The following is a 17,410-nucleotide window of genomic DNA, read 5'->3' as shown; positions in this document are numbered from 1 at the left end:
CATCAATAAAATTTAATTATTTTTGGACTTTTAAATTGGCATCCATATTGTAACCAATTACTAGACAAAAATAGGACTTAAAGCATTGCAAACAAATAGACTTTACATTCTTTTATTAGTTTTCTTAGTGTGTTTAAGTAGTTTAACTACTAAAGCCCAAGAAAAAACCACAGACTCTTCTATTTTAACGCAAGTAAGAGATTCTATTGCTCAAAATGATAGTATTCCTACTATTATTAATGATAGCATTCCCGCTATTGTTAACGACAGTATTACTGCTATACAAAACGATAGCCTTGCACCTCCCAAAAAGAAAGAAGCTATAGAATATATTATTGAGCATTCTGCCAAAGATTATATTTTAGAAGATGTACCCAATAAAAAGGTGGATTTGTATGGTGAAGCCCATGTAATTTACGGAGAAAACGACATCACAGCTGGTAAAATTTTAATTGACTACAATACAAACACTGTTATTGCAAAAGGAATTCCAGATGAAAAAGGAAAATACTCTCAATTACCTGTGTTTAAAACCACAGGAAATGAAACCACACAAGATTCCTTAATTTTTAATTATAAAACAAAAAAAGCCATTATTTATGGTTTAGAAACTGAGCAAGATGGAATTAATACTTTAGGAGAAAGAACCAAAAGAGTAAATGATTCTACTATTTTTATACGTAATATTATTTTCACAACATCAGACCCAAGAAACCCTGATTATTACTTAAAAACAAACAAAGCTAAAGTTGTCCCAGGTAAAAAAATTATTACAGGTTTAACCAATTTGGTTTTGGCCGATGTCCCTACACCTGCCATTTTTCCCTTTGCTTATTTTCCTTTGACAAAAAACAGAACTTCTGGAATTATTTTTCCAACCTATGGAGAATCTTTTAGCCAAGGTTTTTTCTTGCAAAATGGAGGATATTATTTAGCCTTAAATGATTATTTTGATTTAAAACTTACAGCAGACATTTATTCCAATAGTAGTTGGGGATTTAATGCGGCCTCTAACTATCGTGTAAGATATAAGTTTAGTGGAAACTTTAGTTTTAACTATGATAATTTAATTAGTGGTATTGAAGGTTTTTCAAGTTATAGTGTTGCCAAAAACTTTAATCTTAGATGGTCTCACAGTCAAGATAGTAAAGCCTCTCCAAATAGTAGGTTTTCAGCATCGGTAAACTTAGGAAGTAGTCAGTATTTTAGGCAATCTGTTAACGAAACTAACAATGGTTTGGGGTTAACCAACACCTTAAGTTCTTCGGTTTCTTATTATCAAGATTTTGTAGGAACCCCTTTTAACATGAGTGTTTCTGCCAACCACAGACAAAACACAAACACCCAAATAGTATATTTAACCTTACCGTCTTTACAAGTAAACATGGATAGACAATATCCATTTGCTCCTAAAAATGGAACTAAGAAAAATGCTTTTCAAAAAATAGGTCTTACCTACTCTTTAAAAGCAGACAATCAAGTAGAAACTACAGAAGATGATTTTTTTAGTAGTAAAATATTTGATAATGCCAGAAACGGAGCACAACATAACGTAAGCTTAAGTACCAACATGAAATTGTTTAAATACTTTTCTCTATCACCTAGTATGAGCTATAGAGAGGTATGGTATTTAGATAAAATTCATAAAGAATATGATGCTGTAGAAAATGAAGTAATTACTGATACAATTTCTGGTTTTAATGCCTTTAGAGATTATAGTGCTTCTACTTCTGTTAGTACCACTATTTATGGTATGTTTAAATTTAAGAACAGTAATTTAAAAGCTATTAGGCATACCATGAGACCTTCTGTTTCCTATAGTTACAGACCTGACTTTGGATTTTATTACGAAGATGTTCAAAAAGATACCTTAGGGAACTTTACTACTTACTCTAGATTTGATGGCGGTATTTACGGAGGTCCCTCAAGAGGAACTTCAAATTCTTTAGGATTTAGTTTGGCCAATACACTTGAAGGAAAAGTGGCTAACAAAGATGATTTAGAAGGTGAGGATAAAAAAATCACCATTTTAAACTCCTTAAACTTAAGTACAAGTTATAATTTTACTGCAGAAAGTTTTAAGCTAGCTCCTTTAAACGTAACTGCTGGTACTACTTTGTTTAAAAAAATGAACATAAACTTTGGTACTTCTTTTGACCCATATGCTTTAAAACCCAATGCTACCACTGGTAGATTAGAGAGAGTTGATGCCTTGAGTTATAAAAATGGAGGGCCTTTGTTAAGAATGACAAGAGCCAATTTTACAACAGGTTATTCTTTTTCTAGCAAAGATTTTCAAAAAAAAGAAGAAGGAGCTACAGAAGAGGATGAAGAAGAAGACACTACTGCATATGACCAAGATTTATTTGGTGCAGACCAACGAAACACCAATGATTTTGCTGTAGATGCTGAAGATGAAACCAATAAAAAGAAAGAAGATGAAACTACAGATTTACCTCAATACATTTCTGCAATGCCCTGGAATCTTCGTTTCTCATTCTCAACAAATTACTCAAACAGTATAGGTCAAAATGATATCACATCAGCCTCTTTAATGTTTTCTGGTGATGTAGAACTTAGCCCAGGATGGAAAGTTGGGGCTTCTTCTGGATATGATTTTATAAACAAGGGGTTTTCTTATACCAATTTAAGATTTACGAGAGATTTAAGAAGTTGGAGTATGAATTTTAACTGGGTTCCTCTAGGAAACTACAGCTCTTATTACTTTTTTATAGGGGTAAAATCATCTGTATTAAGTGATTTAAAATGGGACAAACGTAATGTAAACCGTGACTTTTAACTCAAGTACATTTTAATTTTTTCTTGTAATTCATTAGTAGTACTATACAATTCAAAAGCTCCATCAATAATAAAAGAAATTTCTCCTGTTTCTTCTGAAACCACTAAACACATAGCATCTGTTTTTTCGGTAACTCCAATAGCTGCTCTATGCCTCAACCCAAATCTACTTGGTATTTTTTTTTCAGACAATGGTAAAACTACTCTAGTGGCAACTACATTATTTTCCTTTACAATAATAGCACCATCATGCAATGGACTATTTTTATAAAAAATACTTTCTAAAATAGGAACGTTTATTTCTATATTCATGCTATCTCCTTTTTCAGCAAGAAAATCAAGACTGCTATTTCTTTCAATCACAATTAAGGCTCCTGTTTTAGTCACTCCAAATTTTTCACATGCCATTACCAAAGTTTGTACATCAACATCAATGGAAATCTCTGCTTTTAAAAATTTAAGCTGTTTTATAAAATTATTTTTCCCTTTTAGATTGGTAGATCCTAACATCAACAAAAACTTACGCATTTCTGGATGAAAAATAATAATCAACGCAATAGCCCCACCACTAATTAAAGTACCAAGCAAAGAGCTAAACATTTCCATATGTAAAGCTTCTGTAACTTTATAAATTAAAAAGACAATAGCTATACCTATAAAAATATTGATAGCCACTGTACCCTTTAACAATTTATATACGTTAAATAACAAAAAGGCTACTAAAAGAATATCTAATAAATCTATAAAGGTAAATTCCAAAAAACTGAACACAGGCTTGTTTTTATATTGCTTGCCTAAAAGTAAGCATTTTTAAAGAAACTCTTATTTTGACACCTAAAAACTAACATTTATATTCGCTTAAATTTTTTACAATGAATGAAGTTTTAGAAATTCTTAAATACACTGTTCCTTCAATTATTACAGGTGGTATTGTTGCTTACTTTTTAAAGCAATATGTACATTTAGAAAACAACAAACGGAAATTTGAAATGTTACAAGATAAAAAGAAACAAAGCCTACCTATTAGATTACAGGCCTACGAAAGAATGACATTGTTTTTGGAACGTATTAACCTATCAAACATAGCAATTAGAGTAGAGGCTGGAAACACTAATAAAATTGAATATGCTCAACTTTTAATCACCCAAATTAATGCTGAATTTGAGCATAATTTGGTACAACAAATTTATGTAAGCGAAGATTGTTGGAAATTGTTAAACAACACTAAAACCACCATTTTAAATAATATTACCGCTTATAGTATGCAAGATCATTTAGTGAGTGGAAAAGATTTACAACAAAAACTGATTGATATTGGAAAAGAGGGAAAATCACCCACGCAAATTGCCCAACAATATATTCAAAAAGAAGTACAAAGTATTTTATAAACAAAAAGCCCATACAAATTTGCATGGGCTTTTCTCTTCTTCATAGCAACTCACCAATTACTCAGTAAAGTATATTTTTGAAGCTCCTAAACCTACTGCTGTTTCATATTCAACCAATCCTGATTCAGCATTAACAACTGTCAACTTACTTAAGTTAGTAAAAGCTCTTTTTAAAGTAAACAACTTATCATTTTTAACATTTAAACCATATAGTATATTTCCGCTTGAAACCTCATTATAACTTACTTCTGCTGCTGTTTCATCTAATTTATAAACTACTTGGCTAGCGTAGAAATAAATACTTCCAGACTCATAAGCCATTAAACTAACGGGAGTAGTTACCTCAAAAGACCATGTTTTTTCTATGGCATCTGTATTGGTATTTATAAAATCTATTTGTGATGGATTGTTGGTAGATTTTGTTGTCCAATCTTCATTATATTCTGCAGCTGTATCTTGAGACAGTACTAATAAATTTCCGTTATCGTCTATAATTAACTCATCAGGTGCATCTCCTACTTCAATAGTTGTTAAAACTTGATTGTTTTGTATTACAGATACTTTATTATTAGTACCCCAAGCCCCATTATGAGAAACATATACTTTTCCATTATTTGCTGATACAATTTGCTCTGGTCCAAATGGCAAACCTTCGGTTATGTTAGTTTCTTCAATAGTATTAGTGGTTAAATTTAATACTGCAATATAATCATCATAATCTTCTGAAGCTTCATCACCTGTAACACCCCAGTTAGTAATATATCCTTTATCACCAACAATAGTCATGTATCTAGGATTTGACAATCCCGTTTCAACAACAGCTTCTTTTACAAAAGTGTTTTTATTTACAACCACTATTTGATTTACATCGTTTAAAATAATATATGCTTTGGTATCGCTAAAAGCCATAGATTGTACCAAACCTCCTAATTTTGCTCCATTTACTTCATTGTAATAAAACACATTTGCATGATTTTTTCCAAAATAAGAAACAGATCCATCTTTACTATTAAAATTCCCTTCTGAACTTACAATAACTTCAGAATTTATAGCTTCAAAAACATTTTGAGTGATCAATTCTAAACCATCATCATCATTACACGACACAAAAACCAGACTCAACAAGAATAGCTTACAAATTAATTTAGTTACTTTCATTTTTTATTAAAATTTATAATTAATATTTACACTGTAATTTCGCCCAGGCATGGGTCTTAAATTGGTAAAGTAGTACACGTTATTAAACACGTTATTCACTTTTAGTCCTAACTTTACCAATCTATTTTTTTTAGCCAACACTTTTATTTCTGCTCCTATATTAGATACGGATAAAGCCTCTAAAGAATAATAATCTAGCTGTATTAAATTGGTATACACCTTACTTTGACATAACTGCTGATAGTAAAGCGTTAAATATTTATATGCTGCCGAAAAATTATTATTAAAACTATGTTTAGGTACAAAAGGAATTCTGTTAGTCGTTTGTTGATCTATAGCATTTATGTATGAGTAGTTTAACACATTAGAAAATATCACTCCTTTAAATTTAAATTGAAAAGAAAAAAAAGACTCTATTCCTTTATTTAGAACATCATCTATGTTTTCTGGTCTCCACAAATTACCATCCCCGACAGGAATCCATAATATTTTATTTTTCAAATCGATGTTAAAATAATTAACCTTCAATTCTATTTGTTTGTTTTTATAAGCCAGACCTACATCATATTGTTTTGATGTTTCAGGAAGTAAATCTAAATTCCCTACTTGAGGCCAAAACAACTCATTATTGGTAGGCTGTCTAAAATTTGTAGAATAATTAGCTTTCAATCTAAACCCAGGCAACAATTCATAATCTGTTCCCAAAGCATATACAAAAGGAAGATTATAAAAAGAACTTTGTTCATTCCTAAAACTTAAAGAGGTTTTTAGCCCTTTTACAGGTTGCGAAACAAGATGTAATTTTTGGTAAAAACTCTTTCTATTCTTTTGAGAAATATCACTATTCTCTCCTTGTAAATAATCATACCCTAACTCTGCCATCATTTTAAAATACCTTGAAAATTGTTTGCTAACCGAATAGTTTGTCAATGCTTGCTTTGATTTTCCGTACAAATAATTAGAAAATGTTTTGTATAAATAGTAATTATACTCCTGCTCCAAATAAGCTGTTTTTAAAGTATGGTAATAGCCGTTTGCATTAAATTTCCATTTAAGTAAATTTCTGTAATTTTTATCTATAAATTTTTCTGTTCCTCTTTTAGGATTGGGTAATCCTGCAGAAAAAAAACGTTCACCATTGAAAAAATTAGAGTAAAAATAAAGTTTGTTTTTAGAGCTAAATTTATATCCTAAAGAAAAAGTCCCGCCTAAATTATGATAACTACCGTTAATATTTTTTATTTGATTTCCATTTTCATCTTTATACCTGTCATCTACATAAGTATAATCGTTATCTGATTTGTTGTGATTTAAAGCTATTTTAACCGCTATTTTATCAAGACTAACTGAGTATTTAAAATAGTTGGTAAAAGTATTAAAGCTTCCGTAGCTTGAATAAAACTCTCCTTTTTTTGTATCGTTAAAAAGAAGTATGTTGTCCAATCGTATCACTCCCCCAATAGCTCCCGAACCGTATTCAACACTATTCCCTCCACTAATAACCGTAATTTCATCAGAAGCAAAAGTGGCAATAGCATTAAAGTCTGTCTGTCCATTTCCCACAGCATTAATACTAATACCATTCCACATTACCTGTGTATTTGTAGCCGAAGTACCTCTAAACACTGCTGTGCTTACTCCTCCATTTCCATAATCTCTAAAAATTACAGGAGAATTGTATCTCAAAACCTCGGTTAAACTACTAGAATTACGTTGTTTTTTTTCGTCTGATATTTTTATTTCTTTCCCTCCGACAACACTTGCATTTGTAATTTTAGACCACAAAGAAACCTTCTCCAAACGATTGACAGAATCATTTTGAGCAATAGTTACAGTACACCAAAGCATACAGATATAAAAAACAGCGTTACATAGTTTCATCATAAATTTCCTTTACTCCCGAAAGAATTTATATTTATGATTGTGGCAGGTCTCCTGACTTACGTCTTGTTATTACCTTCCCATTTATAAAAACAGTGGTTTAAGTTTATAACAAGCACCCAATTGGGCTAAGTTAACAGTTGCGGGTACAGTTCTTGATTTTAACAAGATTCCCTTTTAATTTTAGCTCTCAATTTCTTGAATAGCATAAAAACCAAAATCGTGGCAAAAGTACGTTGTTTTTTTAGTTCACAATTATTTTTTATCAAAATAATTACAATATCTATGTTCTAAACCTGTAGATTCTGTATACACTGTAGGGTGAAATATTTTTGCTAAGACGGTTATTCCATCAACCAAAGTACTAGCCGATGATTGGGTAAACATATCAAAATCGGCTAAATAGACTTGTTTATTTTGAACCGCTCTTAGAGTTTTCCATTCTGGTTTAGCCTCTAAGAAGCTCATATCTTCTAAAGTTCTTTCTTGGGTATATCCACAGGGAGCAATAACCAAAACCTCTGGATTGTATTTTACTATTTTTTGCCAATCCATCACAATACTATCTCCTGAGGGATGTGACAATAAATCAATTCCACCGGCATAGCCTATTTGATGAGGAATCCAATGCCCGCAATTAAACAATGGATCTATCCATTCTAACAACATCACACTTTTGGGCATTACCTTAGCCGCTCTTTGTTTATCAACAATGGCAGCTATTTTAGTTTTAAGAAAACTTACATGTTCTATTCCTAACTTTTCTTGATTCATAGCTTTTGAAATAGTCAAAACATTATCAAACACATCCTCTAAAGATTGTGGGGTAATAGAAATAAGATCTGGAATCTTCTCTAATTTATGTACTGCTAAAGAGGCACATTCGGTATCAATTTGGCAAACATCACAAACATCTTGGGTAAAAACAATATCTGGAGCAATTTTAGCCAAAGCTACCTCATCAACAAAATATAAACTTTCTCCTGTAGCTTTACTTTTAGAGAATAAAGTATTGATTTCATCACTGGTATAATTTTTCCCTTCAAGTACACACCTTACTACGGGTGTTTTTTCTTTTAAAGCTATTTGTGGACACTCAAACGTAATTCCATCTAACATATTTTGTAACCCCAAATCGTAAATAATTTGTGTAACAGCAGGCATAAAAGAAGATACTTTCATCATCATAATTTTTAAGATTGCTAAAGTAAATTCTTTTTACAGATATATTTTTTTAATCTTAAAAAACTTAACAATCTTTGTCTAAAAATTAAATATGATATATTACATCACCGGAGGAGAACGTTCTGGAAAAAGTAGCTATGCTCAAAAACTAGCCGAAGAACTTAGTCCAAAACCTTATTACTTAGCGACCTCTAGAATTTGGGATGATGATTTTAAAAAGCGTGTAGACAGACATGTTTCTGATAGAGATGAGCGTTGGACAACCCTAGAAGAAGAAAAATATTTAAGTTCTGTTATTCCAGAAAAGTCGGTGATAGTCATTGATTGTGTAACCTTATGGCTGACCAATTTTTACACAGACACTAAGTATGACGTATCTAAAAGTTTACTATTGGTTAAAGATGAATTAAGCAAGTTAAAAAAAGTAAATGCCACCATCATTATTATTTCTAATGAAATAGGAATGGGGGTACATGCCAGTACAGAAATTGCACGAAAATTTACCGAATTACAAGGTTGGGTTAACCAAGAAATAGCTAAATTAAGTGACAAAGCAACCTTTATGGTTTCTGGATTACCAATGACTTTAAAATAAAACTCACATGACTTTTCAAGAAACTTTACAACATAAAATAGATACCAAAACCAAACCTTTAGGTTCTTTAGGTGTTTTAGAAAAAATAGCTTTTAAAGTGGGGGAAATTCAACAAACTACGAGCCCTATTTTATCTAAACCTGCTATTTTGGTTTTTGCAGGAGACCACGGAATTATAAACTCCGAGCCCGTGAGTCCTTTTCCACAAGAAGTAACTACCCAAATGGTTTTTAACTTTTTAAATGGAGGAGCAGCAATTAATGTGTTTTGCAAACAACACAACATCACTTTAAAAGTTATTGATGCAGGTGTAAACTATGATTTTGGAACAACACACAATTTAATTAATGCAAAAATAAATAAAGGAACTGCCGATTTTTCTGTACAACCAGCCATGAGTGTTGAAGATTGTAAAAAAGCAATGAACAAAGGGAAAGAAATAGTAACCAAACAATTCACCGAAGGGACAAATATTATTGGTTTTGGTGAAATGGGTATTGGTAATACTTCATCTGCCTCGTTGTTAATGAGTGCTTACACTCAAACAGATATCAGTAATTGTGTAGGAAAAGGAACGGGATTAAATAATGATGCTATTAGAGTAAAAGCTGCTGTTTTAAGAAAATCTCAAGAAGCACATCCTAATGTTACCAATGCTTTGGAAATTTTGGCCACTTTTGGTGGATATGAAATAGCTATGATTACTGGTGCTATTCTTCAAGCAAAAGCATTAAATATGACCATTTTAATTGATGGTTTTATTGTGACTTCTGCTTTACTAGCTGCACACGCTATGGAACCCTCTGTTGCTAATAATTGTATTTTTTCTCATTGTTCAGATGAACAAGGACATACCAAAATGTTACAATTTTTAAAAGCCGATGTCATTTTAAATATCGGACTGAGATTGGGAGAAGGAACAGGAGCTGCTTTGGCTTATCCTTTAGTAGAATCTGCAGTAAAATTTTTAAACGAAATGGCTAGTTTTGAAAGTGCTAGTGTTACAAACAAATTAAGCTAACATGAAAAAAGAAATTGCTGTTTTTTTAACTGCCATTATGTTTTTTACTAGAATTCCTTGTCCTAAAAACATAGATCATTCTCCAGAAATACTAACCAAAAGTAGTAGATACTTTTCTTTGGTAGGCATAATTGTTGGGACTTTTGGAGCTTTGGTGTTTTATATAGCCGAATTTCTTTTTAATGATGCTATTTCTATACTATTAAGTATGGCAGGAACTATTTGGATAACCGGTGCTTTTCACGAAGATGGTTTTGCTGATGTTTGCGATGGTTTTGGTGGTGGTTGGACCAAAGAAAAAATATTAACCATTATGAAAGATTCTAGGGTCGGAACCTATGGAATTGTTGGCTTGGGTTTATTATTGGCTATTAAATTTCAAGCATTATCAGAATTTAATGTTCATACTTGTATCATTGCTTTAATATCCGGACATGCTATTAGCAGATTTGCTGCTACCACACTTATTTACACAGAACCCTATGTGCAAGATATTGATAAAAGTAAAGTAAAACCATCGGCAATTGGGATTCAATTAAAAGATGTAATCATTAGCGGAATCTTTGCTATTATTCCGTTGATTTTCTTTTTTAATATCTATGTATTTCTAGCTTTTATCCCTGTAATGATATCAAAATACATGTTGGCTAAATATTTTCACAAATGGATTGGTGGACATACGGGAGATTGTGCAGGTGCTACACAACAAATTTCAGAAGTCATCTTTTATTTAAGTTTATTAATTATTCTATGAATCTATACTTAATAAGACATACCACTCCTGATATTGCTAAAGGTATTTGTTACGGACAAGCAAACATTCCTGTTTCTGAAAGCTTTGAAGAAGAATCTGATTTTTTAATTTCAAAAATAAAAAAATTTGCTATTGAGAATGTAATTAGTAGTCCGTTACAAAGATGCACAATATTGGCTGCTAAAATTAATGCTAACTTTACCACAAACAACAACCTAAAAGAATTAGATTTTGGTGACTGGGAATTAAAAGATTGGAACAAAATACCACAAGAAGAAATAGATCCTTGGATGAAAGACTTTGTAAATGTAGCTGTACCGAATGGAGAAAGTTATATGGATTTATATTTAAGAACTTTATCTGTTTATCAACAAATTACAAAGGATGACACAGCCATAGTAACTCATGCGGGAGTTATCCGAAGTATATTGGCACACATCACCAAAACAGACTTAACAGATTCTTTTGATTTTAAAATTCCTTACGGAACCATTGTACAAATAGATACCGAAACCAATCAATATCAAATTCTTTAAACATGAAGTTTTTTACGCCTCTATTTATTTTATGTACCCTTATTGCTTGTCAACCCAAGGCAGATAAAAAAACAAAAAACAATAAGCTAATCAAGCCCGAATATGCCAAAGGATTTGAATATGAAAAACACGAAAAACACATCAAAATTATAGTAAAAACACCATACAAAGGAGCCACAACTCCCTATGAATATATTATTATTAAAGGAGATACTATTATTAAATCAAGTAATGAAAATCAAATTGTGATTCACACTCCTTTAAAAAAAATTATAGCAACATCAACCACACAAATTCCCGTTTTAGAAGCTTTAAAAAGCGAAAAGTTATTAAAAGGATATCCTAACACCCAATTTGTATCTTCTCCAAAAACAAGAGCTTTAATAGACAACGGGAGTGTTATTGATGTTGGGCATGAAGAACATATGAATACTGAAATGGTTTTAGATATTCAGCCCGATATTCTTTTTTCTTTTGCCGTAAACAACATCAACAAAAACTTTACAACCTTAAAAAAAGCAGGAATCCCTATTGTGATTGATGCTAGTTGGCTAGAGGAAACTCCTTTGGGTAGAGCGGAATGGATTAAGTTTTTTGCCTTGTTTTTAAACAAAGAAAAAGAAGCCGATTTGGTTTTTAATCAAATTGAAAAAAGTTATCAAAAAGCTTTAAAAACCATTCCTAGCAATATTTCTAAACCCAATATTTTATATGGAGGAATTTACAACGGCATATGGTACACTCCTGCCGGAGATAGTTATGTAGCACAAATTATGAAAGATGCAGGCACCAACTATTATTGGCAAAACACAGAGAGCACAGGAAGTTTGGCTTTACAATTTGAAGAAGTATTTATCAAAGCTAAAGATGCTGATTTTTGGTTTGCTCCAGGTTATGCTATCAACAAAAAAGCACTAGCCGACATCAGTAAACATTACACAAGTTTTAAACCTTTTACTACCAATAATATTTATACATATTCAAACACTGTTGGTGCTACTGGTGGTATGTTATTTTTTGAATTGGGTGCTTTACGTCCGGATTTAATTCTAAAAGATTTTATTAAAATTTGTCATCCAGAGTTGTTACCTAACTACGAAACTACTTTTTTTAAGAGGTTAGAGTAATTTTACACAATTTATTTTTTTATTTTCTTTAAAACCACCCAAATTAGAACTGTAAAAGCCAAAGTAAATAGTGTAAAAAACCTTTCGAAATTGGTTTTTGCAAAGATGTTTCCAATAGTATTTAGTCCAAATATTACAAAGAAAACCCACAAAACAATATTCACTATTTTCATAGGTATAATTTCAGCTAAATAATTACCCTTTATGAATAACACAAAGCATAACGAAAAATTAATTAAAACTGAAATACTTTCAAAAACATACATTTGAGTATCACTCTTTAATCTTCCTCCCCAAGCAATTTCATATGGAATTATTTTTAAAATGATACAAAAATGAAAAAGTAAGATGGCTACTAATAACCAAATCATTGTTTTAATAGCACATTTTGAATTCATACTTTGATCTGGTATAATATTAAAGAAGTAATTCTCTATTTAAAACTAATTCTTAAAATAACGTAGGTTGATCATCTTTACCAACTTCTTCTTCATCCTCCACTTCAATATCGTTTTCAGCAGGATTGTATGGTAATGGTTCTAATCTGTTTACCAATTTAATTTTATCATCGGTTAATTGGTTTCCTAAAGCTTTAATTCCTTTTACAGCAATAAAATCCTCTAAATCTATTACTAAATTATCTAAATTTCGTTTGCTAAACACCACCTCAACATTAGGTCTATAGTCGGTCACTACAATTTGTAGTTGGGTTTTAGGATGTTCACTAATAAAAAACTCTTCCTTGTCTGGATGATCTATCACAAAACGTTTTACGTAATATTTTTCTTTTTCCCCTTCGTAATAAATAGCCGAAACTGGTTTGTTTGGTTCCCACTTTTCTAACACCACCATATCGTCTTCAAAATGCGTGGTTAAAGCTGGTGTAATGGTTTTTATTTTTCCAGATTGTGTGGCTACCAACAATTTATCTTTAGCCGTAAATTCCCCTAGTAATTCTCCTCTTCCATCAACATTTAAACGTTGTACGGTATCATCAAACCAAATTTTACGAGGCTTTAAAGTAGAAGTCCCTGCTGATTTAAATTCAATTTTCTTAACTGGATATTTGGTAATTAAATTCCCTTTTGAAGAACGTCCTTTAATCATTAAATCAGAAAAATCTATATCCCATTTTAACTTCTTTAAGCCTGCCAATGGTTTTAATTCTACAGAAACCGTTTCTGCTTCACCATTAGGATTGGCTGTAAAATACCAAACTACAGAACCTTTGTTTCCTGCTGTTAAGTCGTACTCTTTATCTCTGGTTATGCTCGTTACATTAAAACGTTTCATATAACTTGGACCAGAACGACCATCACGATACATCATATTATAAATAGTACGCTTGTCACCTTTTTTAAAGATGGCTACATGAATAATATCTTTACCAGCAAAGGTTTTTTGGGCCGCTTTTGTCACAATCATGGTTCCATCTTTACGGAACACAATTACATCATCAATATCTGCACAATCGGCTACAAATTCATCTCTTTTTAAAGAAGTTCCTACAAATCCTTCGGCTCTGTTTACATATAACTTCTCATTTCGCATCACCACCTTTGTAGCTTCAATATCATCAAAAGTTCTAATTTCTGTCATACGAGGTTTTTCTTTCCCGTATTTTTCTTTTAAACTCTTAAAATAATCAATAGCAAACTCTATTAAGTTCTCTAAATGATGTTGCACTTGAGCTATTTCATCTTCTAAACTTTCAATAATTTGTTTTGCTTTATCAATATCAAACTTAGAAATACGTTTGATTCTTATTTCTGTTAATCGTACAATATCCTCCTCTGTAATCGCCCTTTTTAAATGAGATACATGAGGTTTTAATCCTTTATCTATAGCAGAAATCACACCTTCCCACGTACTTTCTTCTTCAATATCACGATAGATTCTATTTTCTATAAAAATACGCTCCAAGGATGCAAAATGCCATTTTTCTTGTAACTCACCTAACTGAATTTCTAACTCACGTTTTAACAGATGTAAGGTATTATTGGTTGATATTCTTAAAATATCGGAAACCCCAATAAATACAGGTTTATGGTCTTGAATAACACAACACAAAGGAGAGATAGAAACCTCACAATTGGTAAAGGCAAATAAAGCATCAATGGTTTTATCTGGCGATACTCCTGGTGGCAAATGAATTAAAATCTCAACGTTTCTAGCGGTATTATCCTCTATTTGTTTGATTTTAATTTTCCCTTTGTCATTGGCTTTTAAAATAGATTCTATTAATGTTGATGTAGTCGTTCCATATGGTATTTCGTTAATTACCAACATTTTTTTATCAAGTTGAGAAATTTTAGCCCTTACTCTAACTTTTCCTCCTCTTGCACCATCATTATAATTGGTCACATCAATTACTCCTCCAGTTAAAAAATCTGGATACAAAGTAAAACTTCTTCCTTTTAATATTTTTATAGAAGCATCTATCAACTCATTAAAGTTATGAGGTAATATTTTGGTTGACAACCCTACTGCAATACCCTCTCCTCCTTGTGCCAACAACATTGGGAATTTTACAGGTAAATTGATAGGTTCTTTTCTACGACCATCATAAGAAGCTTGCCACTCTGTAGTTTTAGGATTAAAAACCACTTCTAAGGCAAATTTTGACAAACGAGCCTCTATATAACGAGCTGCAGCTGCACGGTCTCCAGTAAGAATGTTTCCCCAGTTCCCTTGCATGTCTATCAACAATTCTTTTTGCCCAATTTGCACCATGGCATCAGAAATAGAAGCATCTCCATGTGGGTGATACTGCATACAGTGCCCTACCAAATTGGCTACTTTGTTGTAACGTCCATCATCTAAATCTTTCATAGATTGCATAATACGTCTTTGCACTGGTTTAAAACCGTCTGCAATGGCTGGTACTGCACGTTCTAAGATTACATAAGAAGCATAATCTAAAAACCACTCTTTGTACATTCCTGTAACTTTGGTAATGGTCTCTTGACTTTCTACCTTATTATGATTTTCAAATTCGTTTTCTTCTTGGTTATTGTTGATGTCGTCTTGCATATAGTTGCAATTGGTATTTATGTTTTACTTCTTTAAATAAATGATTTTTTGTAATATCTAATTCTCTTCTATGATATCCAACTCATATTTCAAATTATCTATAATAAATTCTTGACGGTCTGGTGTATTTTTACCCATATAGAACTCTAACATAGACTCTATAGACTGTTCTTTGTCTAACATTACAGGATCTAAACGTATATTATCACCAATAAAATGTTGGAATTCATCTGGTGAAATTTCTCCTAACCCTTTAAATCGAGTGATTTCTGCTTTTCCTGTTAACTTTTCTATGGCTGCTTGTTTTTCCTCTTCGGAATAACAATAAATAGTTTCTTTTTTATTTCTAACTCTAAACAACGGTGTATCTAAGATATACAAATGACCTTCTTTAATCACCTCTGGAAAAAATTGTAAAAAGAAAGTAATCAATAACAAACGAATATGCATACCATCTACATCGGCATCGGTTGCAATAATCACGTTGTTATAACGTAAGTTTTCTATTCCATCCTCAATATTTAAGGCTGCTTGTAAGAGGTTAAACTCCTCATTTTCGTACACAATTTTTTTAGTCAACCCATAACAGTTTAAAGGTTTTCCTTTTAAACTAAATACGGCTTGAGTATTTACATTACGAGATTTAGTGATAGATCCACTTGCAGAATCTCCCTCTGTTATAAACAAAGAAGTATCTAAATGTCCTTCTTTTTTAGAATCCGCTAAATGAATTCTACAATCACGTAATTTTTTATTGTGTACGCTTGCTTTTTTAGCGCGTTCTCTAGCAATTTTACGAATTCCAGATAACTCTTTACGCTCCTTTTCTGCCTGCATTACCTTACGCTGAATGGCTTCGGCAGTAGTAGGATTTTTATGTAAATAATTATCTAAATTGGTTTTAACAAAATCGTTGATATAAGTTCTCACCGTTGGTAAATCTCCTCCCATCTCGGTAGATCCCAACTTGGTTTTAGTCTGACTCTCAAAAACGGGCTCCATCACTTTTATAGCAATGGCACTTACAATAGATTTACGAACATCCGAAGCTTCAAAGTTTTTACCAAAAAATTCTCTAATGGTTTTTACCACTGCTTCTCTAAACGCATTTTGATGTGTCCCTCCTTGAGTAGTGTGCTGTCCGTTTACAAAAGAATGATACTCTTCGCTATATTGTGTTTTACTATGTGTCATGGCAATCTCTATATCATCTCCTCTAAGATGAATAATAGGATATGCTAACGTGTCTTCGTGAATATTTTCTTCCAACAAATCTTTCAATCCGTTTTCTGAAATAAATTTTTCACCATTAAAAACGATGGTCAAACCTGGGTTTAGGTACACATAGTTTTTTATCATTTTGATGACGTATTCACTACGGAACTTATAGTTCACAAAAATACTTGGGTCTGGATGAAAAATAACTCTAGTTCCTCTTCGTATGGTCGTTGCTTCTAGTGGAGTTTGGTTAATTAACTCACCTTTTTCAAACTCTGCAGTGGTGGTTTGTCCTTCACGGATAGATTGAATAGAAAAATTACTAGACAAAGCATTTACTGCTTTGGTACCTACTCCGTTTAATCCTACAGATTTTTTAAAAGCACGAGAATCGTACTTTCCTCCTGTATTCATTTTAGAAACTACGTCTACAACTTTTCCTAAAGGAACTCCACGACCGTAATCTCTAATTTTAACCACCTCATCCTTTACAGAAATTTCAATGGTTTTACCAGTCCCCATCACAAACTCATCTATAGAGTTGTCTATCACCTCTTTAATTAGAATATAAATTCCATCATCTTGCGATGATCCGTCCCCTAATTTACCAATATACATCCCTGGTCGCATTCTAATATGCTCTTTCCAATCTAAGGATCGTATATTATCTTCGGTATATTTTGTTTCTTGACTCATAAACAAAGGTTTGATTTAG

14 protein-coding genes and 1 riboswitch are annotated in these 17,410 nt (G+C 31.9%); of the genes, 7 read left to right on the top strand and 7 right to left on the bottom strand.

Annotation, left to right across the window (positions count from 1 at the left end; all coding sequences use genetic code 11):
- Positions 1 to 85: 85 nt before the first annotated feature.
- Complete coding sequence (locus ACXGQT_RS13230; RefSeq protein ID WP_457829055.1) at positions 86 to 2,800, top strand: putative LPS assembly protein LptD; 2,715 nt, start codon at positions 86 to 88, stop codon at positions 2,798 to 2,800.
- Here the strand turns inward: ACXGQT_RS13230 and cdaA are convergent.
- Positions 2,797 to 3,570 (bottom strand): diadenylate cyclase CdaA, encoded by a 774-nt coding sequence (gene cdaA / locus ACXGQT_RS13225; RefSeq protein ID WP_457829054.1) that lies wholly within the window; start codon positions 3,568 to 3,570, stop codon positions 2,797 to 2,799. The two genes, ACXGQT_RS13230 and cdaA, sit on opposite strands and share 4 nt — an antisense overlap.
- A gap of 101 nt (positions 3,571 to 3,671) precedes the next feature.
- On the opposite strand from cdaA, the gene ACXGQT_RS13220 reads away from it, so the two are divergent.
- Positions 3,672 to 4,187: a DUF7935 family protein gene (locus ACXGQT_RS13220; protein WP_457829053.1), complete on the top strand. Its 516-nt coding sequence runs from the start codon at positions 3,672 to 3,674 to the stop codon at positions 4,185 to 4,187.
- 57 nt (positions 4,188 to 4,244) lie between these two features.
- On the opposite strand, the gene ACXGQT_RS13215 is transcribed toward ACXGQT_RS13220, so the two are convergent.
- The 3 genes from ACXGQT_RS13215 to ACXGQT_RS13205 all read right to left on the bottom strand — a co-directional run bounded on the left by ACXGQT_RS13215 (position 4,245) and on the right by ACXGQT_RS13205 (position 8,408).
- On the bottom strand, positions 4,245 to 5,345 hold the full coding sequence (locus ACXGQT_RS13215; protein WP_457829052.1) for a YncE family protein: 1,101 nt from the start codon (positions 5,343 to 5,345) through the stop codon (positions 4,245 to 4,247).
- 6 nt (positions 5,346 to 5,351) lie between these two features.
- Positions 5,352 to 7,229: a TonB-dependent receptor plug domain-containing protein gene (locus ACXGQT_RS13210; RefSeq protein ID WP_457829051.1), complete on the bottom strand. Its 1,878-nt coding sequence runs from the start codon at positions 7,227 to 7,229 to the stop codon at positions 5,352 to 5,354.
- Positions 7,230 to 7,253: 24 nt separating this feature from the next.
- Positions 7,254 to 7,460: riboswitch (cobalamin riboswitch) on the bottom strand.
- A 21-nt stretch (positions 7,461 to 7,481) separates the two neighbouring features.
- Positions 7,482 to 8,408 carry an ABC transporter substrate-binding protein gene (locus ACXGQT_RS13205; RefSeq protein WP_457829050.1) on the bottom strand — a complete coding sequence of 309 codons (927 nt, stop codon included), beginning with the start codon at positions 8,406 to 8,408 and terminating at the stop codon, positions 7,482 to 7,484.
- Between the two features lie 94 nt (positions 8,409 to 8,502).
- Between ACXGQT_RS13205 and ACXGQT_RS13200 the strand changes: the two genes are divergently transcribed.
- Genes ACXGQT_RS13200 through ACXGQT_RS13180 form a run of 5 tightly spaced genes read left to right on the top strand, consistent with a single transcriptional unit; the run spans position 8,503 to position 12,444 of the window.
- Positions 8,503 to 9,006, top strand: coding sequence for a bifunctional adenosylcobinamide kinase/adenosylcobinamide-phosphate guanylyltransferase (locus ACXGQT_RS13200; protein WP_457829049.1), 504 nt, complete (start codon positions 8,503 to 8,505; stop codon positions 9,004 to 9,006).
- A gap of 7 nt (positions 9,007 to 9,013) precedes the next feature.
- Positions 9,014 to 10,027: a nicotinate-nucleotide--dimethylbenzimidazole phosphoribosyltransferase gene (cobT, locus tag ACXGQT_RS13195; RefSeq protein ID WP_457829048.1), complete on the top strand. Its 1,014-nt coding sequence runs from the start codon at positions 9,014 to 9,016 to the stop codon at positions 10,025 to 10,027.
- Position 10,028: 1 nt separating this feature from the next.
- Positions 10,029 to 10,781: an adenosylcobinamide-GDP ribazoletransferase gene (locus tag ACXGQT_RS13190; RefSeq protein ID WP_457829047.1), complete on the top strand. Its 753-nt coding sequence runs from the start codon at positions 10,029 to 10,031 to the stop codon at positions 10,779 to 10,781.
- Complete coding sequence (cobC, locus tag ACXGQT_RS13185; RefSeq protein WP_457829046.1) at positions 10,778 to 11,317, top strand: alpha-ribazole phosphatase; 540 nt, start codon at positions 10,778 to 10,780, stop codon at positions 11,315 to 11,317. Before ACXGQT_RS13190 ends, cobC begins: the two co-directional genes overlap by 4 nt.
- Positions 11,318 to 11,319: 2 nt before the next feature.
- The gene (locus ACXGQT_RS13180) at positions 11,320 to 12,444 is read left to right on the top strand and encodes an ABC transporter substrate-binding protein (RefSeq protein ID WP_457829045.1); all 1,125 of its coding nucleotides are present in this window, start codon (positions 11,320 to 11,322) and stop codon (positions 12,442 to 12,444) included.
- 11 nt (positions 12,445 to 12,455) lie between these two features.
- Here the strand turns inward: ACXGQT_RS13180 and ACXGQT_RS13175 are convergent, their stop codons facing one another.
- From ACXGQT_RS13175 to ACXGQT_RS13165, 3 genes are all read right to left on the bottom strand, one after another.
- Entirely contained in the window at positions 12,456 to 12,815 is a 360-nt protein-coding gene (locus ACXGQT_RS13175; protein WP_457829044.1) for a hypothetical protein, read from the bottom strand.
- A 79-nt stretch (positions 12,816 to 12,894) separates the two neighbouring features.
- Positions 12,895 to 15,477, bottom strand: a complete 2,583-nt coding sequence (locus ACXGQT_RS13170) for a DNA gyrase/topoisomerase IV subunit A (protein WP_457829043.1) — start codon at positions 15,475 to 15,477, stop codon at positions 12,895 to 12,897.
- Between the two features lie 57 nt (positions 15,478 to 15,534).
- Positions 15,535 to 17,391 (bottom strand): DNA topoisomerase IV subunit B, encoded by a 1,857-nt coding sequence (locus ACXGQT_RS13165; RefSeq protein ID WP_457829042.1) that lies wholly within the window; start codon positions 17,389 to 17,391, stop codon positions 15,535 to 15,537.
- Positions 17,392 to 17,410: the final 19 nt, after the last annotated feature.

Source organism: Wenyingzhuangia sp. IMCC45467, assembly GCF_054111205.1.
The sequence above is the reverse complement of the archived record's forward strand: the minus strand, read 5'-3'. Positions and strand labels throughout refer to the sequence as shown.